The organism is Mangrovibacter plantisponsor (assembly GCF_003182475.1).
Lineage (GTDB): Bacteria > Pseudomonadota > Gammaproteobacteria > Enterobacterales > Enterobacteriaceae > Mangrovibacter > Mangrovibacter plantisponsor.
The window spans coordinates 101,264-125,232 of record NZ_QGTS01000004.1 but is presented as its reverse complement, the minus strand read 5'-3'; the positions used below and the strand labels follow the sequence as shown (position 1 = coordinate 125,232).

Genomic DNA, 23,969 nt, shown 5'->3' with positions numbered 1-23,969 from the left:
GTATCTGTTGATCGCATTAGCCGGCATGGTGTGAAAGTCTTTTCCGCACGCGCCGGTGCGCTGGTTAAGGGGTAACATCGCCCGGAATTGCCGTTGTTCCGGGCGAATCAGTTAATTCGGCAAGCTAAGCTTTTACCCGCCGCAATGTGGCCTGCTGGCGGGAATATTTCGGTTGCCGTTATGCTTAAAACCGGTAATTTGCCGAAACACTGAAGTTACGCGGTTCACCGTACACCACGGAACCATTCAGGTTTTCATCATAGGTTTTATCGAACAGGTTATTAATATTGGCCTGTACCGCCAGGTTTTGGGTAACCTGGTAGCGGCTGAATAAATTCACCACGGCATAGCTGCCTTGCTCAGCACGCCATGTGCCGTAAGCAGTGGACACATCTTTATAGGTCCGGTCCTGCCAGTTCACACCACCGCCAACGGTCAGTTTCGGCATGGCAGGCAGGCGGTAGCGGGTAAACAGTTTCACTGAAGTGCGCGGCAGGTTAGGGTTAACGGCGTTGCCTTCGTTGTCATCGGCTACATAACGCGTTGCACCAAAGGTCATCTGCCAGTTGTCTGTCAGTGCGCCATTTAGTTCGAATTCCACACCTTTACTTACCGTACCGTTTACGCCGCGGTAAGCTGAATCTGTTGAGCCAGAAATCAACTGCCCGGTGCTTTCCGCCACGTTATCCTGTTCAATTCTGAACACCGACAGGGTGGTGGTCAGGCGGCTGTTCATCCAGTCTGATTTCAGGCCAATTTCATAGTCATTGCCGGTAACAGGCGACAAATATTTCCCGCTGCTGTCACGGTAATCTTGCGGTTGGAAAATCGAGGTATAGCTGGCGTAAGCAGACCAGTTGTCATTGATATCAAAGATAAGCCCGGCATAAGGCGTGGTATGGTTTTTCTCCATACTGTAGCTCAGAGTATCAATTCGCCAGTTGGTATAACGCGCGCCCAGGATCAGGTGCAGCGGGTCGGCCAGTGAAATACGCGTAGCGGCATACAGGGACTTCATGTGAGTGGTATCGTCCTGGGCGACAGTTTGCTGCCCCCACTGGGTTTCCGGGAAGTTTCCATCGTAATCATAAAAGCTGCCAAACTCATCCGGGAAAATATTGGCCCAGGTATTCAGGTAGCGGTTGGTTTGTTTGCTGTAGCTGCCACCAAACATCAGGTTATGCTGGCGTCCAAACAAGTCGTACGTCCCCTGAGAATAGAGATCCAGTGCATCCATTTTGCGTGTGCCGGAGTTCCAGCCGGTACCACCCACATAGTCATAGCCTGCGCCATAACTGCCATAAGGCCCAATCAACTGGCCAGTATCTTTATTGACGACAGCATCCAGGTACATCATTTTGCTGTCGAATTTAGTTTGTGAATGGGTGGCGTTCAGGGTGGCTTCCCAGGTGTCTGCAAAGCGTTGTTTTAACGTAATAAAGAACTTATTGAATTCTTTGTCGTTATACGCCCAGTCTGGCGCGGTACTGTGTGAGCGGTCATAGTGGCGTGTGCTGCCATCACTGTTCCACCATGGCAGGCCGTTCCAGGTGGGGCTGTTCACGTCAATGCGCTGGTATTCATAGCCAGCGGATAGCGAAGTCGTGTCACTCAGGTCTGCATCAATAATGCCGGAGAAAAAGGTTTTTTTGTTGTTGTAGCGGTCCAGCCATGAGTCGTTATCCTGGTAACCGGCAATCAGCCTGGCGCGCACATTACCACTTTCTGTTACCGGGCCCTGCAAATCGGCAACGTAGCGTTGTTTATTCCAACTGCCATATTCGGCGGAAAGGTTGCCAGTGAAGGTGCGGCTGGTGGCGTGTTTGCGAACCATGTTGATAGCCGCAGAAGGGTTGCCGGTGCCGGTCATCAGCCCGGTTGCGCCGCGCAGCACTTCAACGCGTTCATACAGGGCGGTATCGGCCAGGGCGTCTCCCAGGTTCCACTGGGATTCAAAATAGGTGGGAATGCCATCAATCATGTAGTTATCAATTTGAAAACCACGCGAATAATACAGGCTGCGGTCTGAGTCGGTAGTGCTTTTACTAATCCCTGTGGTGTTTTCCATTACATCACCCAGGCTTTCCAGTTGCTGGTCTTCCATGCGTTGCTGGCTGATGATACTGACAGACTGGGGAATATCTCGCTGGATCAACGTCATTTTGGTGCCAACAGAGGTGGCAGGCACGCTGTAATCCTGGCTTTGCGCCGCGGAATTACTGGTGGATGTAGTGCCTTCAACAATCACCGTGTCTTCTGTTTTGTCTGTTGTAGCCGCAAGGCCAGCCATGGGCATCAGTGCCAGAGAAATACTGGTTGCCAGGAGTGAATAGCCGCTTTTGCGCAACAGCGGTTCCTTCCTGAATGGAAGTGCGAACATGAATATCCCCTTAGAACAATAAGTTGTTAAATTCCGCCCAAAGCTCGCCTCACCGATATATTGCGGCGGGCAGAAAATTAATTATGTAAATAATAATGAGAAGAATAACTATTAGCGGTTATGGATGTAACCACATGTGAAACTGGGTTTCAAGAAAAGTTTTTATTTACAGACAGGAGGGAGTTTTTCGCCGGAATGTTGCTGTGCTGAACGTTAAGCCTGATTCGGGTGTGCCATGGGCTTCGCTGTTGCGGGTCTGCTCCAGACCCGCATTGGGATGAATAAGCTGCTATTACTCACCTACCTGGACTGGTGAGGAAAGAAGATCCCGGAGCGATAGCAGCCCGATGATTACTGGCCAGCTAACAATAAGTGAGGCTCCTGTATTTGGTCGCCAAGCAGGAATACTGAGACGGCTTCATTCAGAACATGTGACTGGTCTTTAAGTGACTGCGCAGCAGCAGAAGCTTGCTCAACCAGTGCAGCATTCTGCTGGGTGACGGTGTCCATTTGTGCGACAGCCTGGTTAATCTGTTCAATGCCACGGCTTTGCTCGCCGGAGGAGAGCGCAATCTCGGACATCAGGGTGGTAACCTGGCTTACTGACCCAATAACGCGTTGCATGCTTTCACCGGTTTTTTTCACCAGAACGCTGCCATGAGTGATTTGTGCGGCAGATTGCTCAATCAACTCTTTAATTTCTTTTGCTGCGGTGGAAGAGCGCTGAGCAAGGTTACGAACTTCGGTTGCCACCACAGCGAAACCGCGGCCTTGTTCTCCTGCTCTGGCTGCTTCAACGGCCGCATTCAGCGCCAGTATATTGGTCTGAAAGGCAATGCTTTCGATAATACTGATGATGCTGACTATTTTCCCTGAGCTTTCTTCAATGACGTTCATTGAGCTGACAACCTCGCCCATTACCGTATTGCCTTCCGTAGCGGAAGCCTGCATTTCACTGGCAAGGTGGCTGGTTTGGGCTGTGTTATCAGAGGTTTGCTTAATCGTGGAGGTGAGCTGCTCCATACTGGCTGCTGTTTCACCTAAAGAGGCCGCCTGCTCTTCTGTGCGGGCAGATAAGTCTTCATTGCCTGCTGCAATTTCTTCAGCCGCATAACCGACCATTTGGCTGGATTCCCGTACCCGGGAAATAATACTGACCAGAGACAGGCGCATTTTTTCAAGAGAACGCATCATAGCGCCAATTTCATCATGGGCGCTTGACGTAATAGTCATGCTCAACTGGCCCCGGGCAATGTTGTCACACAACGACTTCGCCTGCTCCAAAGGAGACAGAACCCGTCGGTTAAGTAACACCATACTGGCGGCAATCAGTGCGATGAAAACCAGGGCAAAAACCGCAATAGTGACCAGGCTGCCAGTAAAGTGATGCTGTGCCTGTTGGTTGAGTTCACGTGCGTAGCTTTCATGAAATGCCAGTAGTTTATCCAGGCTTATTTCAAACTGGCGGTCAAGTGCTGGCACCTTTGTGGTAACCAGGTCTCTTACCGCCTGCGCGTCATTTTGTTTTGCTGCATCCAGCAGGGGCAGTAAAGCCTGGGTGCGGTATGTTTCCCATGCTGCGCGGTAAGCTTCGGTCAGGGCCTCTTCACCGGCATATTTGGGTGCATCCATATACTGCTTAAAGGCGTTGTCGGCTTTACCCAGTACAACGCTTGCCTGATTGAGCGAGTTGCCAGAGCCAGCCATATCGCCTTTTGCGGCGTAATCCATGGCTTCCATGGCTTTAACGCGCATAGTCCGGCTATGGTTAATTGGGTCGATAATGGACAGCACCACGCGGATTTCTTTGTTCACTTTATCCAGAGACTCATTGCTGCCTGTCAGGGACCAGGCGGTTGTACCGCTACTGCAAAGGTAAATAATCAGAAAAACAGTGAAGGTGATAAGAGAAAAGCGTCGAACAGTCATGAGCTATTCCTTTAGTAATTAAGCACATTATGGGGTAAGAAGTGTCACTTCATAATGGTTATCGGCCAGAGAAGGGGATTTGTTAGTAGACCGGGTTGCCTTCAGGTCAATAAAACGGGGAAAATTTTGTACAGGCGGTTGCTGAAGTTTTTTAGCCTGGGAAAGGCCAGTGCGTAACCGGGTTTGTGCCAGTGAAAGTTTTTTTAACACTAATCATCTGAAATGCCCGGCCAGAGTGTGTGAAGCTCGCTACACTGGTTAACAGGGTTTAGTAAGAACTAACGGTATGAAATTTCAGTTGAATAAATTCAGGTTTTTCTTGGGGTGGTTAAAGCCACACTACTGGTTGAGTTTGCTGACTCTGTTTATCGGGGGAATTTTTCTGCACCCGGTGCTGATGCAGGTGTGGAACACTTTGCCGGCAGACATGGAACATTTCACTGGCTGGAAAGACGCCATTTCAACTTTTGGCCTGTTAAGGCTGCCTCAGGTGGTTCTGGGTAGCGCAATTGTGCTGATGAGCATTGGGTTGTTTTTGCGGGCAAGAGTGGCGTGGACTTTCGCGCTGCTACTGTTGGTCGTGGTGGCACTATTCAACTTTTGGCTTACCGCTGGCAATTTGCGTATTGGCTATCTGGCCCTTATCGACACCTTGTGCTTGCTCTATTTCTGGCGGGATTTCAGCCATTCAAGCCTTGCCGCAGGCACCTTATTCGCACTTATCAGTTTCGCGTCATTACTCACTTATGCCCTGTTTGGTTCACTTTACCTTGGGGCGCAATTTCACCCGCCTATTACTGAGTTTGCACAGGCGCTCTATTTTTCGACGGTCAGCATGTCGACAGTGGGGTATGGCGATATTATTCCGGTCACCAGTACGGCGCGCTTTTTTACTGTATCCATCATCATTATGGGGATTACTGTTTTTGCGACGTCAGTCAGTGCAATTATTGGCCCGGTGATAGGTGGCAACCTTAACCGTATGATAAAAGGACGAATTTCACACGCTATGCGTAAAAATCATATCATTATTGTGGGAGCCAGCCCGCTGGCAATGAGTGTTTATGCGGGCTTAAAGCAGCGTAATGAAACCGTGACGGTCATCGTCCCACCAGGCATTTCTCATGAATACCCGGCCGAGGCAGACATAATTGTCGATGACCCTTCAGCGAACCAGACATTGCTTAATGCGGGTGCGAATAAAGCCAGAAATATTCTGGTTCTGCGGGATGATGACTCCGATAACGCGTTTATTGTTCTGGCTGCCAAAGAAGTGGTTTCACCAGAAACCAAAATTATTGCTCTGGTAAACTCAGATAAAAACCTGAACAAGATTAAACGTGTTCAGCCGGATATTGTTTTTTCCCTGCAAACGCTGGCAAGCGAGATGCTGCTTGCCAGACTCAGTGGCGAAAAGATGACAAACCAGGATCTGATGCAACTGTTGTTCCACGAAAACCATTAGTGATGCGTCTCAATTGTGGCTGATGAGTGTTGCCACTCCTGGGCGAGTATTTCAACCAGCCGGGCTGCACTTTCTTTACGGGCCCGGTGTGCGCCGGTTCCGGCCCACTGAGCACCAAAACCCGCCTCGCCAGCTGACTGCGCAGCCGCTGCCAGTGCTTTACCCAGAGAATAGGCAACCGGGTAATCCGGAATGTTTTCAGGCAAAATTATACGAGTAGCCTTGCAGAATGCGTTATTCAGGCTGCGTGCCGGGCGGCCTGAAATAGCTGATGTCATGCATGTTTCACCGGGTTTTGCCAGGCTAAGGGCTCCACGGTAAGCGGTATTGGCAGCAGATTCCGGGCAGAGAATAAACGCTGTGCCCATCTGTACACCTGCAGCGCCCTGTTGCATTACTCGCGCAATATCCGTGCCGTTCATAATGCCTCCGGCGCAAATCACGGGCAGCGGGGTTGCCTCCTGCAATAGTAGCAATAACTCAGAAGTGCTTAACCGGGCATCTGCCTCTGTGGCCAGAAATGCGCCACGGTGCCCACCGGCTTCAAACCCCTGGGCAATAATAAAATCCACACCTGCAGCGGCAATTAACCTGGCTTCATCAGGTGATGTAGCGCTGGCGAGTGTTAAACAGCCTGCGGTCTTGAGTGCCTGAATGGCTTCTGGTTCTGGCAGGCCAAAATGGAAACTTACCACTGCAGGCCGGGTATCCAGCAATACCTGCAACATTGCGCTGTTGTGGCAAAAGGTGGCGTAAATTTCGTCCAGTGCGGTAGGGGCAGCGCTGCCAAAGCTGTGAAACATATCGCTGAACTGCTTTATCCACGCCTGCTCTTTAGCAGGGTTGCGCGTGGCTGGTGGGTGGCAAAACACGTTCACATTAAAAGGTGCCGTGGTCAGAGCCTGAGTTTGGTATATCATCTCCCGGGCCTGTGGTGCTGTTGCTGCACCAACACTAATCGAACCCAGCGCACCACTATTACTGACTGCGGCAGCCAGCTCTGGTGTGGACACACCAGCCATCGGTGCCTGGATAATAGGGTATTTCAGGTTTAAAACTTCACATAATGGATTCGTCATGGTAATCAGGTTGTTAGAAAGCACAGACCACCAAGTGTAGAAGACGCTGCAAAAATTTGTAGTCAGGTTATTACGCCATATTGTTTCACGAGCTTATTCGCTACTGTTGCTGGTGAAACTATTTTTGGGTAAGCAGTAAGGCGGAGTGTTGCAACACTCCACCCTGGGGCAACAAGAAGCCAGTGATTCAGACCCCCAGCTTACTGTGATACTGCTCCATAATGTTGCGTAATTTTTTTGCTTCTGCTTTTACATCGTTCAAATTCTGGGTTTGAGCATGTTGTTCAATGGTATCCACTTCATTAAGCAATTTCTTCATGCCTTCATCAAATACTGCTTTTCCCGAATCATTCAATGATGTTTTCTGTGCAGTTTGTGCTGACTGCTTAAATGCAGACAGGTCTTTTTTAAACGCATTAAGGTTGTTATCTTTCATCATTGAACGGTAACTCGTGCTCATTTTTTCCATTGAATGCTGAACGCTTACTGTACTGGCAGACGCATTACTGGCAATACACAGAAAGATACCAGGCAGCATCAGAGAGAATATGTTTTTCTTCATAATAACTCCGTAAGGAAGAATATAGGGTCGCAGATTAGGGTTACCCTTTTAGAGGGAATTTAAAGAACAATTTATTACTAACTGACTCACATAATGTTGTGGCTGAGCCACCGTATTTTTCCCATACAGGGAAGACGAGGGTGTTGGCAATAATTGCCACCAGTAACGCACCGAGCATATCGAATGGGAAGTGAACCCCGAGAAAGACTCGCGACCAGGCAACAAAAAGGCTGACAACAAGTAAAAAGCCACCAGCGGCTCTCGCCCGGTGTAACATCAATGCGATACCCGCGCTGAAAAACAGGGTGCCATGATCACTTGGGAATGACGTGTCAGCTGCATGAAAAATCCATGTATGCCCCAGTGGGATCATAAACGGGCGAGGATGGAAGTAAAATTTACTGCACAGTGCCCCTAACCCAAGAGCAACCAGTGCGGTAATCGCACATGCCAGTGCCTGGTTGCGGTTGTATTTGTCGCCCAGAAACCACAGCGCTAAAAGCAGGGCCGGAATTAGGTATAACGTGTATTGCGCGCAGAATTTTGCCAGTTCGATTAATCCATCGGGCGTGCCTGGAACAGCATTGACAGATAAAAACCATTCTTTGTTCAGTGATTCCAGCATAACAGCAGAATTCCATTCAGGTAACCAATTGAACAATTCTGGATCTGGCAGATTAATAAAACCTTAGGTAGCAAAGGTAATGTGGAAGAAATTTATTAAGGGGATTTAATATTTCGTGAAGGGGAGTAATGTTTACAAAAAAAGAAGAAAAGATATTGAAAGAATGTATTCCTATAAAATTTAATATTTAAACTGCCTGGCGCGAATATCTTAATGCAGTAAAAATAAGGGTATGGACCTGGTCGTGAAGTTACAGGTAACAGAAATGGCTGTTTGTGAGCGGCATTGAGTGATGGATTCCCCAAAATAATTCGCCATGCAGGAAGGCGGCAGCGCAGAGAGTTGCCGGGAGCTTACTGGAGTAAGTGACCGGTGCGAACGAGTACAGCCAACGCACCTGCAGGGTGAAGTATGCAGGGGAATGGCGAGGGAGGGATTGATTCGCTGCGCTCACCCCTGCGGGGCAACCTGTTGCACAGGTTGTCCTGATACCTGAGGTATCAGTCGAACCCTGGCGAGGGTTCTCACCCTCCCTCCAGGAGTTTCGGGCAATAAAAAAGCCTGTACGTGAGTACAGGCTCTTCTATGAAAGATGGCGGTGAGGGAGGGATTCGAACCCTCGATACGTTGCCGTATACACACTTTCCAGGCGTGCTCCTTCAGCCTCTCGGACACCTCACCAAATTGTTGAACCACCGGAGTGGAACGGCGCTTAATTTAGGGAAAAGCGCTGCCAGCGTCAATCAACTTTTTTGCAAAAAGAACTGTTTAGCTAAACTTCCAGCAAAATGCTGGCAAAACCAACAAAAAACGCTGTTTTTTCTCCCATGGCTCTTGCGTTAACTTCTCTTTGCGGTAAGCCTGTGTAAAACAGGAGGCGCAATGCAGATACTTTTCTACCACCCCGATTTTGATTCAGCCAGTTGGGTACATAGCCTGGAACAGGCCATGCCCGGTGCCACCGTGCGCGTATGGCAACCCGGTGATAACGCACCTGCGGATTTTGCGTTGGTCTGGCACCCGCCGCGGGAAATGCTTGCCGGGCGGCACAACCTGAAGGCCGTTATTGCTCTTGGTGCTGGTGTGGATTCCGTGCTTAACCAGCTCAAACAAGACCCGGATTTGATCCCGGCGCATGTGCCGCTGTATCGCCTTGAAGATGCCGGTATGGGAAAACAAATGCAGGAATTCGCGGTAAGCCAGGTATTGCGCTGGTTTCGCCGGTTTGATGATTACCAGGAATTGCAGCGGGAAGGGCGCTGGGAGCCTCTTGATGAGTACCAGCCTGGTGACTTCACCGTAGGCATCCTTGGGGCTGGTGTACTGAGCAAGTGTGTGGCAGAAAGCCTGTTACCCTGGGGCTTTCCAGTACGTACCTGGAGCCGCCAGCCGAAAGACTGGCCGGGTGTGAGCAGTTTTGCTGGCAATGAGTCCCTGAATGCATTTTTAGCAGAAACCCGGGTGCTTATTAATTTATTACCGCACACCCCGCAAACAGAGGGCATGATTAACCAGGCTTTACTGGCGTGCTTACCACAAGGCGCATTTCTGTTGAACCTCGGGCGCGGTGCGCATGTTGTTGAAGGTGACCTCATCGCCGCAGTTGAATCAGGGCAGATTTTGCGTGCTACGCTTGATGTTGTGCGTGAGGAACCTTTACCCGCGAATAACCCTTTGTGGCGACATCCGCGTGTAACAATTACCCCGCATATTGCTGCCTCCACACGGCTTGATGACGCCATTATCTACCTGGCAAAATTGATGAATGCTCTTGAGCAAGGCACTACACCCGCCGGGCAGGTCGATAAAGAACGAGGTTACTGACACGCCGCTGTATCAACATCCGGAAAGATAACTGTTATCATTGTTGTTGTTTTTAACAGGAGATTGCTATGTACCCCGTAGATTTGCATATGCATACGGTTGCCAGTACCCATGCATACAGCACCCTTCACGATTACATCGCTCAGGCGAAAGCTGCTGGTATCAAACTGTTTGCAATTACTGACCACGGTCCGGAAATGGCGGATGCACCCCATTACTGGCACTTCGTCAATATGCGCATCTGGCCGCGGATGGTTGATGGTGTGGGTATTTTACGTGGTATTGAAGCGAACATTAAAAATACCGATGGTGAAACGGATTGTGTGGGGCATATGCGTGATTCACTGGATTTGGTGGTTGCCGGTTTCCATGAGCCTGTTTTCCCGCCGGCAGATAAAGACACCCATACCACAGCAATGATTGCGGCTATGGCATCGGGTAAAGTCCATATCATCAGCCACCCTGGTAACCCAAAATTTCCTGTCGATATACCGGCCATTGCGGACGCGGCTGCGCGTTACAACGTGGCGCTGGAGCTGAATAATTCCTCGTTCACCCACTCGCGTAAAGGGTCTGAAGCTAACTGCACCGAAATTGCAGCGGCAGTGAAAGAAGCGGGTGGGTGGCTATCATTAGGGTCTGATTCGCATACTGCTTTTACCCTTGGGCACTTTCATGAATGTGAAAAGATCCTCAATAAAGTCGCTTTTCCTCGTGAGCGTATTTTAAATGTATCGCCGCGCCGGTTACTGGATTTTCTGGAATCCCATGGTATGGCGCCTGTTGAAGAGTTCGCAGCACTCTGAATTTGCTGCAATTGAATTAACCCTGCAGGCCGATGCCTGGAAAAGGTCATGATAATGAATGAGTTTTCTATTCTTTGCCGTATTTTAGGTTCACTTTTTTACCGCCAACCTCAGGACCCATTGTTGGTACCGCTCTACACAGCGATTCAGGAAGGTAAGCTGGCACAAAGCTGGCCTTTAGAGCAGGAGGCGTTGCTGGCTCGCCTGCAAGAGCATACAGATATGGCTGCGGTCAGCGAAGACTACCACTCCCTGTTTGTTGGCGATGAGTGCAGCGTTAGCCCATTGCGTAGCGCCTGGGTTGAAGGGAGCAACGAAGCTGAAATCCGCGAGTTTCTCAGCAGCCGTGGTATGCCGTTGTCGGATTCCCCGGCAGACAACTTTGGCGGTATCTTACTGGCGGCATCCTGGCTTGAAGACCAGGCTCAGGAAGATGAATCTCTCGCCTTGCAGACCCTGTTTGACAGTTTTCTGCTTCCATGGTGCGGCACTTTCCTTGGTAAAGTTGAAGCCCATGCTACGACTGTATTCTGGCGCACGCTGGCCCAGGTCACCCGTGAAGCAATTCAGGCTATGTGGGATGAACTTCAGGAAGAAGACGAGCAGTCACAACAGTAAATATTGCAGCCTGCCCAGCAGAAAGACTAAACAGAGAAACCGGCATCAGTGCCGGTTTTTTTACATCATATGATTATTGGCCCAGGAAACAGCCTGGGTACGGTTCTTCACTGAAATCTTGCGGAACAGATTGTACAGGTGCGTTTTTACTGTGTTTTCGCTGATAAATAACGAACGGGCAATTTCATTGTTGGATGCACCAATGCGCAATTTATTCAGGATCTCCTTTTCACGCTGAGTCAGTGAAGAAGATTCGTAGATATAAGGTTCAGAGCGGGGTGATGATTTCATCCAGTGGCTGGCAATCTGGCTTGAAAAGTCGTGTTCTCCGCGCAAAATACCACCAATACCTTCCAGTACGCTCTTTTCACTCTCACTGACAAAGAATACACCTGCAATATGCTGCCAGTTACTGACATTATGCTCAGGCTGAGTGTTTGGCATATTGATAAGTAAAACCTGGCTACCCGCCGTGGTATGGCTAAGCACTTCTTGCCAGTAATGAATATGGTTACGTTCAGCAAACGCCATATCAAACAGAATAAGCGTATTGCCAGGAATGGCTTCCAGAGGTTGGTGGATATTATGGATGTGACCTTCCAGGTCCAGTTCTGTGCGCAGATACTGGAACAGTGCCGTGGAAAGAAGCGACGGCCTGGTTATCAACAACAATGTCTGGGCATGTAAGCGATGGAATTCATGATACATGATGTAACTCCACGGGTTTATGGCACCTGCAATAGAACGTTTTCACAATTACGGCAAACCTTTTTCAACTGACAGGTGACGTGCTGCTGTGTGACGTTATTACCCCATCCATCCATTGAGGGTGCGAAATCAAAATGGCAATGAAAAGCTATTGTTTCAATCTATTCAGTTAGCCTGTTCAGGCAAACCTTTTGGCTGTAACATTTAGTAAATTTAGATTTAAAAATGTTTCATTGGTGTTTGCTGAATGAATGAAATGGAATTTATCTGAAAATTAAAAACCTACTATATTTAATAGGGTGTATTTAATTAAGTTATTGATTATATGATATTTAATATATTTAAATTTAAGATTTTTTCGCATGTTAATAACTATCTTTTAGTAGTTTCCCTTTTTTATAGTTTTCTTAAGATGAAAGTGTAGTGGTGACGTAATTTTATTTAAGTAATAGTAATGTCATTGCATTGGGTTAAATCGGGTTAAGTATCAGATGCGCCGAAACAAGGGTTTCTGCCTGCGAAAGAACAGGCAACAGAAAACACATTTTGCTGGTGTTTATCCGCAGGGATTCAGGTAAAACTGGGAGGAGGTAAGCAGTTTATCGCGGCCCGCCTGGCTACCCTTATAACAGGGAGCCCTGCCGGGCATCACCGAAGGCAGGTGTTTCGTTCTGCGGTAAGAGGAGCGATTTATGTCTCGTATCTCGGTTATTTCTGGCGATATCACGTCGTTGGATGTGGATGTTATTGTCAATGCGGCAAATGCTCAACTACAGGGCGGCGGTGGCGTTGATGGGGCGATTCACCATGCTGCCGGACCTGAGTTACTGGAACAATGTGCTGCAATTTACCGGCAGAATGGCGCCTGCCCGACAGGCCAGGCCGTGATTATGGGGGCAGGTGATATACCGGTAAAAGCGATTATTCATGCGGTTGGCCCGGTCTGGCAGGGGGGAGACTGCGATGAAGCGGGGTTACTGGCTGATGCTTACCATAACAGCCTGCAACTTGCCGCATCTCATGGTTACCAGCGCATTGCCTTCCCGGCTATCAGTACCGGAATTTACGGGTATCCGAAACCTGCTGCGGCTCAGATTGCGATGAGCACCGTGTGTGATTTCCTGCGCAACCACTCTTTGCCGCACCAGGTAGTGTTCTGTTGTTACGACCAGGAAACCCATGATTTATACCAGCACTTGCTGATGAATTGTGATGCGGTCTGACAGAAAACTCTGCCAGACCAGCGGATTACACCGTAGCAGCATCGCTCTTGCGCTGGGGTTTTCCTGAAAACAGGAAACGCAGTACAGGGATGCGCAGGTGAATTTCATACAGCACGATGGCAATGCCTATGACAAATACCATGCCAGTGACAAAGCCCAGCGTATTGGATGCAATATGCGGCATGATAAAACCGCCGAAAATGAGTGTCAGAGGGTGGTGTACCAGGTAAATAAACAGCGAAGCGTTGACGAAATAAGTCACACGCGGTGAGTGGCTGTTCAGTAAGGTATGCCCGAAGGAAAACACCACATTGACCATCCATATTCCGAGCAGCATGGTTATTACACTGTCAGTTTCATACAACCACTTATCACCACTACCATAATGCTGGTTTAGCATGTAAACGGCGACCCCCGCCAGAGCACCAACATAACAACCTGCGTGGGGGCGAACGAAGCGGGCTTTCAGTGACGGATATTTAAATGCCAGCGCACCGAGCAGGAAAAAGGGCAGGTAAAACAGCGTTTGCATAACCGTAAAATTAAACAAGCCATCAGAAAGGGCCTGTGGTGCAAAAATAAAAATCACACGGCGAAAAGTGGCATAAACCAGCCCCAGCAACAAAAATATAACTGAGAGTTTTCCCAAAGTTAACGTTTCTGGGTTAGGGAAAATCCAGGAGAAACCTTTACCTTGCTTTATTCTTTGAAACAAAAATAAACCTAATGTCGTCAGAATAACCAGCACCAGCAAGAACCACAGGTGCGAAGTCAGCTCCCAAACCAGCGTGTTATATTTCTGGTAGAACGTAAAGCTTCCCCAGTTACGGTTTTCACCACTTAAATGCTGCAGCAGGAAAAATTGTGGCAGTGTCAGCAGAGGAATGGAGGCCAGCATAGGGATAGCCACCCGCTCTGTGCGCAGCACCCACCACCGTTTCCGGTTGTAGCGCAGGTAGAGCATCCATGAAAAGTAGCCAGAAATAACGAAAAAAACCTGCATTCTGAATGAATGGATGAAGTCGTTGAAAATGGTCAGCCACAAAGATGGCGTGACACTGTTAATGTGCCACTGATGAGTGGAATAGATTAATGATATATGGAAAGGAATCCCTAATATCATCAACCATGCCCGGATAGAATCGAGGAAAAATTCCCGTTGCACAGGTTTATTACTCATAAAACTCCAACAATCTCAGACTTTTCACCTTATCCTTAAACGGTGAATTGTTTACAGTCCGGGCTAACTTACACGAAGACACAGAGGCTGTCTCCAGGATTAAAGGACGTATTGGAAGCAAACTTGTTGCCAGTTGTTTAATCCATGAGCCAGTGTGTTGAACCAGGAGGGGATTTGGTTGTCGGAAGCCTGAAGTATACTTTAGAATGGATCGGATTGATTTAAGCACACAAAGGGGGATGTGCTGGTTAATATGAAACATAAACTAGAAATGATGAAAATGCGTTGGGTCGGCGCGGCAGTATTACTGTCGCTTTATACCTCATCTGTGTGGGCGTTCTCCATTGATGATGTCGCAAAACAGGCAAAATCCCTTGCGGGCAGCAGCTACCAGGCGCCAAAGAGCAATCTGCCGTCTGTTTTCAAGGACATGAAATTTGCCGATTACCAGCAGATTCAGTTCAATCACGATAAAGCCTACTGGCATAACCTCAAAACCCCGTTCAGACTCGAATTTTACCATCAGGGCATGTATTTCGACACGCCAGTCAAAATTAATGAAGTGACGGCGACCAGTGTGCATGAAATCAAATACAGTCCGGATTATTTTAACTTTGGCGATGTGAAGCACGATAAAGACAGCGTCAAAGACCTTGGCTTCGCCGGGTTCAAAGTACTGTATCCCATCAACAGTAAAGATAAAGAAGATGAGATCCTCAGTGTACTGGGGGCCAGTTACTTCCGGGTAATTGGTGCAGGCCAGGTGTACGGGCTTTCTGCCCGCGGTCTGGCAATAGATACGGCGTTACCTTCAGGTGAAGAGTTCCCACGCTTTCGTGAGTTCTGGATTGAGCGCCCTAAACCGGAAGATAAACGCCTGACTATTTACGCGTTGCTGGATTCTCCTCGTGCTACCGGGGCTTACCGGTTTGTCCTGTTCCCGGGGCGTGACAGCGTGGTTGATGTGCAGTCTAAAATCTACTTGCGCGATAAAGTGGGTAAATTGGGTATTGCGCCGTTAACCAGTATGTTCCTGTATGGGCCGCAACAGCCTTCACCAACAATTAACTACCGCCCTGAAATTCATGATTCAGATGGCCTGTCTATTCATGCCGGTAATGGCGAGTGGATTTGGCGCCCGCTGAATAACCCGAAACATTTGGCGGTCAGCACCTATAGTATGGAAAACCCACAGGGCTTTGGCCTGTTGCAGCGTGGCCGCCAGTTCTCGCGTTACGAGGATCTGGATGATCGCTATGACGAGCGCCCAAGTGCATGGGTTGAGCCGCAAGGCAACTGGGGCAAAGGGCATGTGGAACTGGTGGAAATTCCTACCAATGATGAAACCAACGATAATATCGTTGCATTCTGGACCCCAGACCAATTGCCTGACCCTGGCAAAGAAATGAATTTCAACTACAAACTGACGTTTACCAAAGACGAAAGCAAATTGCATGACCCGGCTAATGCATGGGTAACGCAAACGCGCCGTTCTACGGGGGATGTGAAACAAACCAACCTTATCCGCCAGCCCGATGGCACTATCGCATTTATTGTCGATTTTGACGGGCCGCAGATGAAAACATTGCCGGATAATACACCAGTGGCTTCTCAGGCCAGTATTGGGGACAACGGTGAAATTGTTGAAAACAGCGTACGTTATAACCCGGTGACAAAAGGCTGGCGTTTAACTCTGCGTGTTAAAATTAAAGATCCGAAAAAGACCACAGAAATGCGGGCTGCCCTGGTCAATGGTGATCAGACATTAAGTGAAACCTGGAGCTACCAGCTCCCTGCTAATGAATAAGCTGACTGTAAACTATGCCTGATTATATTGATAATCTGCCGCTGCCTGACACGCAGAAATCAGCTCTTAAAGGGCTGGAAATTAAAGCAATACACCAGGCCCTGGAACCACAGGCTGGTGCTTTTTCAAGGGATGATGATTCGCCACTGGTATCTGTTAAGCCCCGCCTTGCGCTGAACTGGCCGGGCGTGGCAAACAGCAGTGTCATGGTGAAAGATAAAGAAGGTCGTGATCAGTTGCAGGCTATGCCTGCAACCCACCGCGCGTCAATGGCGCCGGAACCCTGGCGCACCAACCCTATTGGGCGTGTTTGGGAACGCTTGCTGGGTCGTGAACGCTCACCACGCCATCACTCGCTGTCTAAAGAAGAGCAAAAGGCAGAGCAGAAGTGGCGTATGGTGGGGACTTTGCGCCGCTATATCCTCCTGTTACTCACTATTTCTCAGACTGTTGTGGCAACCTGGTATATGAAAACCATTTTGCCTTACCAGGGCTGGGCGATGATTAATCCTGCGGATATGGTCGGGCAGGATTTATGGGTGTCGTTCATGCAGATACTGCCTTATGTACTGCAAAGCGGCATTCTGATTCTGTTTGCGGTGTTGTTCTGCTGGGTATCAGCTGGTTTCTGGACCGCGCTGATGGGCTTTTTACAACTGCTTATTGGGCGGGATAAATACAGTATTTCTGCTTCGACAGTGGGTGACGAACCAATTAACCCTGAGCACCGTACTGCGCTTATCATGCCTATCTGCAATGAAGATGTTAACCGGGTATTTGCCGGGTTGCGGGCTACCTGGGAGTCGGTAAAAGCAACGGGGCAACACGCGCATTTTGATGTTTATATCCTGAGCGACAGTTACAACCCGGATATTTGCGTCGCTGAGCAGAAAGCCTGGATGGATTTACTCGCCGAAGTTGGTGGGGAAGGGCAGATTTTTTACCGCCGCCGCCGCCGCCGGGTGAAACGCAAAAGTGGCAACATTGATGACTTTTGCCGTCGTTGGGGCAGCCAGTACAGTTATATGGTAGTACTGGATGCTGACTCCGTGATGACGGGCGACTGCCTGACTGGCCTGGTGCGCTTAATGGAAGCAAACCCGAACGCAGGGATCATTCAGTCTGCGCCGCGCGCGTCTGGCATGGATACGTTGTATGCTCGTTGCCAGCAGTTTGCGACTCGCGTCTACGGGCCGTTGTTTACCGCTGGTTTGCACTTCTGGCAGTTGGGGGAATCCCACTACTGGGGGCACAACGCCATTATACGTGTCAAACCCTTCATTGAGCACTGTGCGCTGGCACCGCTGCCGGGTGAAGGCTCGTTTGCCGGCTCTATTCTCTCGCACGATTTTGTTGAAGCAGCATTAATGCGCCGTGCAGGGTGGGGTGTATGGATAGCCTACGATTTACCAGGTTCCTATGAGGAGTTACCGCCTAACCTGCTGGATGAACTGAAACGTGACCGCCGCTGGTGCCACGGTAACCTGATGAACTTCCGTTTGTTCCTGGTTAAAGGTATGCACCCGGTGCACCGCGCTGTGTTCCTGACGGGGGTAATGTCTTACCTGTCTGCACCGTTGTGGTTTATGTTCCTGGCGTTGTCCACCGCTTTGCAGGTGGTACATGCCCTTACGGAACCGCAGTACTTCCTGCAGCCAAGGCAATTATTCCCGGTGTGGCCGCAGTGGCGCCCGGAACTGGCTATTGCCTTGTTTGCCTCAACGATGGTGCTCTTGTTCCTGCCTAAGCTTCTGAGTGTATTGCTGATTTGGTGTAAAGGCTCCAAAGAGTTTGGCGGGGCGTTTCGTCTGTTGATCTCGCTGATTCTGGAAGTGCTGTTCTCAGTGCTTTTGGCACCGGTACGCATGTTGTTCCATACCGTGTTTGTGGTCAGTGCCTTTTTGGGCTGGGAAGTGGTGTGGAATTCTCCTCAGCGTGATGATGACTCCACGCCATGGGGTGAAGCCTTCATGCGCCATGGTTCGCAGTTGTTGCTGGGCCTGGTTTGGGCAATTGGCATGGCATGGCTGGATCTGCGTTTCCTGTTCTGGCTTGCACCTATTGTATTCTCGCTGATCCTCTCGCCATTTGTTTCGGTAGTTTCCAGCCGGGCAACCAATGGGTTGCGGACTAAGCGCTGGAAGCTCTTCCTGATTCCGGAAGAGTATTCGCCGCCACAAGTGCTGGTGGATACGGAAGCGTATTTGAAACGTAACCGTGAGCGTGAGTTGCTCAATGGGTTTATGCTGGCGGTCTTTCATCCGACATATAACGCGTTGGCTACGGCAATGGCAACAGCTCGTCATGGTAAGAGCCACGTGCTGGAAATCGCGCGTGATCGGCACGTTGAGCAGGCGCTCAATGAAACACCGGATAAACTCAACCGTGACCGCCGCCTGGTGCTGCTCAGTGACCCGGTGACAATGGCAAGAATGCATTACCGTGTCTGGACTGCGCCGGAAAAATATTCTTCCTGGGTAAATGCCTGGAATAATATCTCCGGGGGCTCGCAAATAAGCAAAGCCCAGTAATGTCTATACAGCCGGCCTTCGGGCCGGTTGTTTGTTACTGGGAGATGAGAAAAATAGCAGCCATGAATTTTTCACTATGATTAAGCAAACGGCTTCATTTTAAAGGCGGTAAATTTGCGAACGATGGGCATTCTTGTCATGGCACTATTATTAAGTGGTTGTGGCAGCATAATCAGCCGGACTGTTCCCGGACAGGGGCATGGTAACCAGTATTATCCCGGTGTGCAGTGGGATGTGAGAGATTCTGCCTGGCGCTACCTGACGGTAATTGATTTACCCTTTTCACTGATTGCCGATACGCTGCTGTTACCGGTTGACGTACATCACGGGCCTTACGAATAACACTGCTCCCCGCCAGGCTCAGGCATCAGGCGGGGAGCAGTGTTATTCCTGTTCGTCCCATTCATCTGCGGCTTCGCTGCCTTCTTCGTCGTCCAGTGGCGGTTCATACTGGAATTCACCCTCATCCCATTCGTGCAGCGTGTTTTCTTCCACCCATTCCATGCGCAGCTCTGCTTCATCAAAATCACCATTAAAAACAGCCTGGGCAGCCGGGCCGTACAGCACGGGAATATAATCACCCTGTTCATCGGCTTCATTTTCGTCATCGAAAAAACAGGCAACCCACATCTCTTCGCCATCCTGCAGAATGTATTTTTGAATATTGAGCTGCTGAATATCGACATCATCCTCATCAAGGTCGGGATGACTGGCAAAATACTCTTCACGGGCTGCATCAAGTGCTTCTTCAAGCGTGGAGTAGTAGTTCAGTTCGCTGCCGGTCATACATAAACTCCTGTAACAATGTTGTCGGGGGTATCAGGAATTTATAGACAGCACTCTGGTGAGCGTCAACCATATTACAGTGGGAAATAACAAGAAAACCTCTCTGCAGCAGGCAGAGAGGCGGGAACTCAGTAACGGGAAGGCACCCCTTCCGGGCGGGTTTTAAAACGGCGATGCAGCCACATGTACTGCTCCGGTGCAAGTAAAATACACTTCTCAACCACTTTATTCATCCAGCTGGCTGTTTCTTCGGCCGAGCCAAGGGGAATATCCAGTTCAGGCTCCAGCACCAGTAATTCATAACCTGCGCCATTCGGTTTACGGCGAGGAACAAAGGGCACAATACAGGCTTTAGACATCCGCGCCAGCATCCAGGTACCAGAGGTAGTTGCGGCTTGCTCAACTGCGAAAAACGGAACAAACACACTGCTGCGGGGACCGTAATCATGATCCGGCGCATACCAGACAATTTCACCACTTTTGAGTGCTTTTACCATGCCTTTAAAGTCTTTACGATCCAGCATGGCTTTATTGGAACGAACCCGCCCCCAGGTTTGCAACCAGTCAATCAGCGGGTTGTCATTGGGGCGATAGACGCCGATACCCGGTGTCTGCATCCCGAAAATACGCGCACCCAGTTCCAGTGTCAGAAAATGTACTCCGATCAGCAAAATCCCCCGTTTTTCAGCCAGTAATTGTTTAACTGATTCAACCCCTGACACATCGAACCAGCGGGCGACACGCCAGTCAGGCCAGAACCAGGCCATTCCGGTTTCCATTAACCCCATACCGACCGATTCAAAGTTTTTTACCACCAGTTCCTGGCGCTCTGCATCACTCTTGTGTGGAAAACACAGCTGCAGATTACGTTGTGCAATGCGCACCCGGTCTTTCATTACATGCATTGCCATGCGGCCCATGAAACACCCAAGGCGATAGATGAGTGGGTAGGGAAGCAGCACCAGCAACCAGAGCAGGCCAATCCCAAGCCAGGTCAGCCAGTATTTGGGGTGAAGAAGTGAACGGTTGAATTGGGGTAAATGTGTCATGCAGCTCCCATCAGAAATTACTGATCTCCATAAGTCGTATTGTGGCATCATTTGAATAATGCCCAAAATATCTCAGTGCAGAACGGTGCTTTTAGCACCAGTTATTCTCTCTGTGCATAATTATAGCCGTGAAATGTAGCGTATTTTGTATGGATGTTATTTAGCGTAGATTGCTATATCATGCCGGGCTATTTTCTTCAGGAGCAGAGTGAACACCATGCCAGTGTTACATAACCGCGTTTCCAATGAGGAACTGAAAGCCCGCATGCTGGCGGAAACAGAACCTCGCAAAACCATATCTTTCTATAAATACTTCACAATTGAAGATCCGAATGCCACCCGTGATGCCCTGTACCTGGCATTCAGCCAGCTTGCGGTGTTTGGGCGCGTCTACCTGGCTCCTGACGGAATCAACGCACAAATTAGTGTGCCGGAGGGCAATGTTGAAGCTTTCCGTGAGCAGTTGTACCGTTTTCACCCGGCTCTTGACGGTCTGCGCCTGAATATTGCGCTGGATGACGACGGGCGCTCTTTCTGGGTCCTGCGCATGAAGGTGCGAGACCGTATCGTGGCGGATGGCATTGACGACCCGGCGTTTGACCCCAGTGATGTGGGTGATTACCTGAAAGCTGAACAAGTCAACCAGATGCTTGATGACCCGGATACCGTGTTCATTGATATGCGTAATCACTATGAATATGAAGTGGGGCATTTCGAGGGCGCACTGGAGATACCCGCAGACACATTCCGTGAGCAGTTGCCCAAAGCGGCAGAAATGATGGCGCCTTACAAAGATAAAAATATTGTCATGTACTGCACCGGTGGGATCCGCTGTGAAAAAGCCAGTGCGTGGATGAAGTACCAGGGCTTCACCCGGGTTTCTCATGTGGAAGGCGGCATTATTGAATATGTTCGTAAGGCGAGAGAGCAGGGGCTGCCGGTTCGGTTTATTGGCAAGAACTTTGTGTTTGATGCCCGCATGGGGGAGCGAATCTCACCTGATGTTATTGCTCACTGCCACCAGTGCGGGGCGCCTTGCGACAGCCACACCAACTGCAAAAATGAAGGGTGCCATTTATTGTTTATTCAGTGCCCGGCCTGTGCGGAGCAATATGACGGGTGTTGTAGTGAACAGTGCCAGCAGGAGCACCAGTTGCCTGAAGCCGAGCAGCGCCAGCGCCGCGCCGGGCGCGAAAATGCAGCCCGTATTTTTAATAAATCCCGCCAGCGCCTGAAGCTTACGCTGAACAGCCCGGAAGATGAGTAATTTGTTCCGGCACGCCTCTGTACAGGTGTGCCGGGCCAACAGATTGGCAGGTTATTTCTCGCCGCTTCCAAATCTGTTCAGGCGAAAAGGGCTTAAATCAAATGTGCAGCTTTTCCCCTGAGCAAACAGGCTGGCTATTTCGCCTAACACTGGCGCAAATTTGAAGCCATGGCCGCTTAGCCCGGTAACAACCATGACATCGCGGTTTTCTGGCAGGGTATCAATGATAAAGTCTTCATCGGGGGAATTGTCGTAAGTACATGATGCGCCATACAGGCAGCCACCAATGCCTGGCAGGAACTGGCGCAAAAATGCAAAGCACTCCGAGCCGTCGCCCGTTTCACTGCCAAAGGGTGTGCGCTCTTCGGGGGTACTGATGGGCTGCCCGCCGTTATGCTTACCGATTTTTAGTGCGTTATCGCTGGCAGGGAAACCATAAAACTGGTTACCGTCGGGCAGTTCGCCGGTAAAAGCAGGAAAACCGTTATCAGCACTGTAGCGCCCGTCGGCCTGGAACCAGCCAAATACTTTGCGTACCGGGCTGACTGGCAGAGATGGAATCAACCGGGTTACCCAGGTTCCGGCACTGACCAGCAGGCGGCCTGCAGTAAAGCTGCCATCAGCGGTATCCACCTGAATACTGCCATCCTGGTAATGTATTGCGCTAACTGCACAGTTAAACAGTTGCGCGCATCCCGCTTCTCTTGCGAGCTTCACCCATGTTGCTACCGCGTTTTCACTTTTGAGTACACCTGCATTGGGCTCAAACAGGGCTTCGTAGTCACCAGGAATGCGCAGAGCAGGCCAGCGTTCGGCTATATCCGATGCCGTCATACTCTCTAACGGAATGGACCAGCGTTGTGCACTGTGGCGCATGTTAGCTAAAAATTCGGAGCCTTCAGGGCCGACATTGATAACCCCGGTACGCTGAAACAGGGGAAGTTCAGTGTGTTGTTGCAGCGCATCCCACAAGGCTTGAGCACGCAAGACCAGCGGGACATATTTCTCTCCTTCACCATACGCGTGGCGAATAAGCCGGGTGTCTCCATGGTGGCTGCCCTGTTCATGAGGTGGGATGGCACTATCGATCATTAGCACCGATAAACCTGCCAGCCGGGCATAACAACCTGCAGCCGAGCCAACAGAGCCGCTGCCAACAACGATGAAATCGTAGTGGGTCACAAATAGTCTCCAAAATTAATACCCCTGATAAAAACAGGTGATAATGGCAGAGTGGATATATAGCAGGGTAATTAACAATCGCGTGACAAACAACCCGGGAAATATGAAAAAGGCATCACACTGGATGCCTTTTGTTTACAGTTAACAACCGATTAATGCTTACGGTAATCGTTTTCCTGGTAATCATTGGATTCAATTTTTGCAATACCGGCTTCGAGAATGGAAATAAATTGCCGGGCGACGTCTGTTGTTAGCCACAGGGTCTGACCAACTTCAGTTTCTTCTGGATCTTGATGATTTGCCGTCAGATAGTGTAAGCGCAGCATTAGCGCATCGTAACTGTCTACGGTACTGATATCCCACCCTACGAGGGGATGAGTCTGGATCACATCGTTATTTTTTTCCATCATAACCCCCTTATACGTAACTACGGCGACGACGTTCGAGGTTTAATGCATGTTTATATGTGAAGCAAGGGTAAGTATACCAATAAATAAATTTTGATGGGAGTGATTAACTGAGAACTAAACTTTTTTTACAATAATTTAGCGTTGTAGCACAATTAATCGTCATTTATCTCGGAGAAACCTGATTCCTGCCGATAATAGCTCAGATAAAGACGAAAAAAGCCGGACGGCGTGCCCGGCAAAAATACCAAAATGGAAATTGGACAGGGTTATTCGCCGCAGAACCAGTCGTCTGCGCTTTCCCAGGTTTCTTGTAAAATTTCGCTGATACGATCTTTATCTTCTTTGGCACCACCAAAGACAGAGAGCTGATTGGCTCCGGCATAACGTACAGATACATTCCCTGGTTGTTCAGGAAACTGTGCTGCAATTCGACGGGATAATTCATTGGTCAGTGCTTCGATAGCACCGGGTGGCAGTGGCGAGCTTTTCGCCAGAGTAATTTCAATACGCATAACAAACCCCCCTGTGAAATATACTG

The 23,969-nt window shown here is 49.5% G+C and carries 22 protein-coding genes, 1 tRNA gene and 1 other RNA gene; 9 read left to right on the top strand and 15 right to left on the bottom strand.

The annotated features are described in order from the left end of the window. Positions 1-184: 184 nt before the first annotated feature. From fhuE to DES37_RS07440, 3 genes are all read right to left on the bottom strand, one after another. The gene (gene fhuE, locus DES37_RS07450; protein ID WP_110025398.1) at positions 185-2,380 is read right to left on the bottom strand and encodes a ferric-rhodotorulic acid/ferric-coprogen receptor FhuE; all 2,196 of its coding nucleotides are present in this window, start codon (positions 2,378-2,380) and stop codon (positions 185-187) included. A 351-nt stretch (positions 2,381-2,731) separates the two neighbouring features. After that, on the bottom strand, positions 2,732-4,309 hold the full coding sequence (locus DES37_RS07445) for a methyl-accepting chemotaxis protein (protein ID WP_051691341.1): 1,578 nt from the start codon (positions 4,307-4,309) through the stop codon (positions 2,732-2,734). Positions 4,310-4,336: 27 nt separating this feature from the next. Next, entirely contained in the window at positions 4,337-4,519 is a 183-nt protein-coding gene (locus DES37_RS07440) for a hypothetical protein (protein WP_036108085.1), read from the bottom strand. Between the two features lie 76 nt (positions 4,520-4,595). Here DES37_RS07440 and kch point away from each other — a divergent pair, with 76 nt between their 5' ends. Continuing rightward, a complete protein-coding gene (kch, locus tag DES37_RS07435) occupies positions 4,596-5,774 on the top strand; it encodes a voltage-gated potassium channel protein (RefSeq protein WP_110025397.1) in 1,179 nt (392 codons plus the stop codon). Here the strand turns inward: kch and DES37_RS07430 are convergent. The 5 genes from DES37_RS07430 to DES37_RS07410 all read right to left on the bottom strand — a co-directional run bounded on the left by DES37_RS07430 (position 5,771) and on the right by DES37_RS07410 (position 8,721). After that, positions 5,771-6,853, bottom strand: coding sequence for an NAD(P)H-dependent flavin oxidoreductase (locus tag DES37_RS07430; protein WP_110025396.1), 1,083 nt, complete (start codon positions 6,851-6,853; stop codon positions 5,771-5,773). The genes kch and DES37_RS07430 overlap by 4 nt on opposite strands. 187 nt (positions 6,854-7,040) lie before the next feature. Further along, on the bottom strand, positions 7,041-7,415 hold the full coding sequence (locus tag DES37_RS07425; RefSeq protein ID WP_110025395.1) for a cytochrome b562: 375 nt from the start codon (positions 7,413-7,415) through the stop codon (positions 7,041-7,043). 40 nt (positions 7,416-7,455) lie between these two features. Further along, on the bottom strand, positions 7,456-8,040 hold the full coding sequence (locus DES37_RS07420; protein WP_110025394.1) for an undecaprenyl-diphosphatase: 585 nt from the start codon (positions 8,038-8,040) through the stop codon (positions 7,456-7,458). 419 nt (positions 8,041-8,459) lie between these two features. Next, positions 8,460-8,588: non-coding RNA, RtT sRNA (locus DES37_RS07415), on the bottom strand. Positions 8,589-8,633: 45 nt separating this feature from the next. Continuing rightward, positions 8,634-8,721: transfer RNA gene (locus DES37_RS07410), tRNA-Ser, on the bottom strand. 201 nt (positions 8,722-8,922) lie between these two features. Here DES37_RS07410 and ghrA point away from each other — a divergent pair. From ghrA to DES37_RS07395, 3 genes are all read left to right on the top strand, one after another. Next, entirely contained in the window at positions 8,923-9,864 is a 942-nt protein-coding gene (gene ghrA, locus DES37_RS07405; RefSeq protein WP_110025393.1) for a glyoxylate/hydroxypyruvate reductase GhrA, read from the top strand. Positions 9,865-9,932: 68 nt separating this feature from the next. Then, positions 9,933-10,670: a phosphatase gene (locus tag DES37_RS07400; RefSeq protein ID WP_036108098.1), complete on the top strand. Its 738-nt coding sequence runs from the start codon at positions 9,933-9,935 to the stop codon at positions 10,668-10,670. Between the two features lie 54 nt (positions 10,671-10,724). Beyond that, the gene (locus tag DES37_RS07395; RefSeq protein ID WP_110025549.1) at positions 10,725-11,288 is read left to right on the top strand and encodes a TorD/DmsD family molecular chaperone; all 564 of its coding nucleotides are present in this window, start codon (positions 10,725-10,727) and stop codon (positions 11,286-11,288) included. Between the two features lie 60 nt (positions 11,289-11,348). Here DES37_RS07395 and csgD read toward each other — a convergent pair whose 3' ends face one another. Continuing rightward, the gene (gene csgD, locus DES37_RS07390) at positions 11,349-11,996 is read right to left on the bottom strand and encodes a biofilm master transcriptional regulator CsgD (protein ID WP_110025392.1); all 648 of its coding nucleotides are present in this window, start codon (positions 11,994-11,996) and stop codon (positions 11,349-11,351) included. A 692-nt stretch (positions 11,997-12,688) separates the two neighbouring features. On the opposite strand from csgD, the gene DES37_RS07385 reads away from it, so the two are divergent. Continuing rightward, positions 12,689-13,219: an O-acetyl-ADP-ribose deacetylase gene (locus DES37_RS07385; RefSeq protein WP_110025391.1), complete on the top strand. Its 531-nt coding sequence runs from the start codon at positions 12,689-12,691 to the stop codon at positions 13,217-13,219. A 25-nt stretch (positions 13,220-13,244) separates the two neighbouring features. Here DES37_RS07385 and mdoC read toward each other — a convergent pair whose 3' ends face one another. Then, positions 13,245-14,399, bottom strand: coding sequence for a glucans biosynthesis protein MdoC (gene mdoC, locus DES37_RS07380; RefSeq protein WP_110025390.1), 1,155 nt, complete (start codon positions 14,397-14,399; stop codon positions 13,245-13,247). A gap of 271 nt (positions 14,400-14,670) precedes the next feature. On the opposite strand from mdoC, the gene mdoG reads away from it, so the two are divergent. The 3 genes from mdoG (at position 14,671) to DES37_RS07360 (ending at position 19,079) form a co-directional block, all read left to right on the top strand. Next, positions 14,671-16,206: a glucans biosynthesis protein MdoG gene (gene mdoG, locus DES37_RS07370; protein ID WP_110025388.1), complete on the top strand. Its 1,536-nt coding sequence runs from the start codon at positions 14,671-14,673 to the stop codon at positions 16,204-16,206. 14 nt (positions 16,207-16,220) lie between these two features. Beyond that, positions 16,221-18,737: a glucans biosynthesis glucosyltransferase MdoH gene (gene mdoH / locus DES37_RS07365; protein WP_036108112.1), complete on the top strand. Its 2,517-nt coding sequence runs from the start codon at positions 16,221-16,223 to the stop codon at positions 18,735-18,737. A 123-nt stretch (positions 18,738-18,860) separates the two neighbouring features. Continuing rightward, a complete protein-coding gene (locus DES37_RS07360) occupies positions 18,861-19,079 on the top strand; it encodes a YceK/YidQ family lipoprotein (RefSeq protein ID WP_110025387.1) in 219 nt (72 codons plus the stop codon). A gap of 42 nt (positions 19,080-19,121) precedes the next feature. Here DES37_RS07360 and DES37_RS07355 read toward each other — a convergent pair whose 3' ends face one another. Next, positions 19,122-19,523 (bottom strand): MysB family protein, encoded by a 402-nt coding sequence (locus DES37_RS07355; protein WP_110025386.1) that lies wholly within the window; start codon positions 19,521-19,523, stop codon positions 19,122-19,124. A gap of 128 nt (positions 19,524-19,651) precedes the next feature. Further along, a complete protein-coding gene (locus DES37_RS07350; RefSeq protein ID WP_110025385.1) occupies positions 19,652-20,572 on the bottom strand; it encodes a Kdo(2)-lipid IV(A) acyltransferase in 921 nt (306 codons plus the stop codon). Between the two features lie 217 nt (positions 20,573-20,789). Between DES37_RS07350 and trhO the strand changes: the two genes are divergently transcribed. Next, positions 20,790-21,839, top strand: a complete 1,050-nt coding sequence (trhO, locus tag DES37_RS07345; protein WP_110025384.1) for an oxygen-dependent tRNA uridine(34) hydroxylase TrhO — start codon at positions 20,790-20,792, stop codon at positions 21,837-21,839. A 51-nt stretch (positions 21,840-21,890) separates the two neighbouring features. Here the strand turns inward: trhO and solA are convergent, their stop codons facing one another. The 3 genes from solA to dinI all read right to left on the bottom strand — a co-directional run bounded on the left by solA (position 21,891) and on the right by dinI (position 23,943). Then, complete coding sequence (gene solA / locus DES37_RS07340; protein ID WP_110025383.1) at positions 21,891-23,021, bottom strand: N-methyl-L-tryptophan oxidase; 1,131 nt, start codon at positions 23,019-23,021, stop codon at positions 21,891-21,893. A 152-nt stretch (positions 23,022-23,173) separates the two neighbouring features. Beyond that, positions 23,174-23,428, bottom strand: coding sequence for a biofilm formation regulator BssS (gene bssS / locus DES37_RS07335; RefSeq protein ID WP_036108130.1), 255 nt, complete (start codon positions 23,426-23,428; stop codon positions 23,174-23,176). 269 nt (positions 23,429-23,697) lie between these two features. After that, the gene (dinI, locus tag DES37_RS07330; protein ID WP_036108778.1) at positions 23,698-23,943 is read right to left on the bottom strand and encodes a DNA damage-inducible protein I; all 246 of its coding nucleotides are present in this window, start codon (positions 23,941-23,943) and stop codon (positions 23,698-23,700) included. Between the last annotated feature and the right edge of the window lie 26 nt (positions 23,944-23,969).

Excerpts from the sequence above, each read along its gene's own strand:
- fhuE (WP_110025398.1), bottom strand. The coding sequence starts at position 2,380 with ATGTTCGCACTTCCATTCAGGAAGGAACCGCTGTTGCGCAAAAGCGGC.
- DES37_RS07445 (WP_051691341.1), bottom strand. The coding sequence starts at position 4,309 with ATGACTGTTCGACGCTTTTCTCTTATCACCTTCACTGTTTTTCTGATT.
- kch (WP_110025397.1), top strand. The coding sequence starts at position 4,596 with ATGAAATTTCAGTTGAATAAATTCAGGTTTTTCTTGGGGTGGTTAAAG.
- DES37_RS07430 (WP_110025396.1), bottom strand. The coding sequence starts at position 6,853 with ATGACGAATCCATTATGTGAAGTTTTAAACCTGAAATACCCTATTATC.
- DES37_RS07425 (WP_110025395.1), bottom strand. The coding sequence starts at position 7,415 with ATGAAGAAAAACATATTCTCTCTGATGCTGCCTGGTATCTTTCTGTGT.
- DES37_RS07420 (WP_110025394.1), bottom strand. The coding sequence starts at position 8,040 with ATGCTGGAATCACTGAACAAAGAATGGTTTTTATCTGTCAATGCTGTT.
- ghrA (WP_110025393.1), top strand. The coding sequence starts at position 8,923 with ATGCAGATACTTTTCTACCACCCCGATTTTGATTCAGCCAGTTGGGTA.
- DES37_RS07400 (WP_036108098.1), top strand. The coding sequence starts at position 9,933 with ATGTACCCCGTAGATTTGCATATGCATACGGTTGCCAGTACCCATGCA.
- DES37_RS07395 (WP_110025549.1), top strand. The coding sequence starts at position 10,725 with ATGAATGAGTTTTCTATTCTTTGCCGTATTTTAGGTTCACTTTTTTAC.
- csgD (WP_110025392.1), bottom strand. The coding sequence starts at position 11,996 with ATGTATCATGAATTCCATCGCTTACATGCCCAGACATTGTTGTTGATA.
- DES37_RS07385 (WP_110025391.1), top strand. The coding sequence starts at position 12,689 with ATGTCTCGTATCTCGGTTATTTCTGGCGATATCACGTCGTTGGATGTG.
- mdoC (WP_110025390.1), bottom strand. The coding sequence starts at position 14,399 with ATGAGTAATAAACCTGTGCAACGGGAATTTTTCCTCGATTCTATCCGG.
- mdoG (WP_110025388.1), top strand. The coding sequence starts at position 14,671 with ATGATGAAAATGCGTTGGGTCGGCGCGGCAGTATTACTGTCGCTTTAT.
- mdoH (WP_036108112.1), top strand. The coding sequence starts at position 16,221 with ATGCCTGATTATATTGATAATCTGCCGCTGCCTGACACGCAGAAATCA.
- DES37_RS07360 (WP_110025387.1), top strand. The coding sequence starts at position 18,861 with ATGGGCATTCTTGTCATGGCACTATTATTAAGTGGTTGTGGCAGCATA.
- DES37_RS07355 (WP_110025386.1), bottom strand. The coding sequence starts at position 19,523 with ATGACCGGCAGCGAACTGAACTACTACTCCACGCTTGAAGAAGCACTT.
- DES37_RS07350 (WP_110025385.1), bottom strand. The coding sequence starts at position 20,572 with ATGACACATTTACCCCAATTCAACCGTTCACTTCTTCACCCCAAATAC.
- trhO (WP_110025384.1), top strand. The coding sequence starts at position 20,790 with ATGCCAGTGTTACATAACCGCGTTTCCAATGAGGAACTGAAAGCCCGC.
- bssS (WP_036108130.1), bottom strand. The coding sequence starts at position 23,428 with ATGGAAAAAAATAACGATGTGATCCAGACTCATCCCCTCGTAGGGTGG.
- dinI (WP_036108778.1), bottom strand. The coding sequence starts at position 23,943 with ATGCGTATTGAAATTACTCTGGCGAAAAGCTCGCCACTGCCACCCGGT.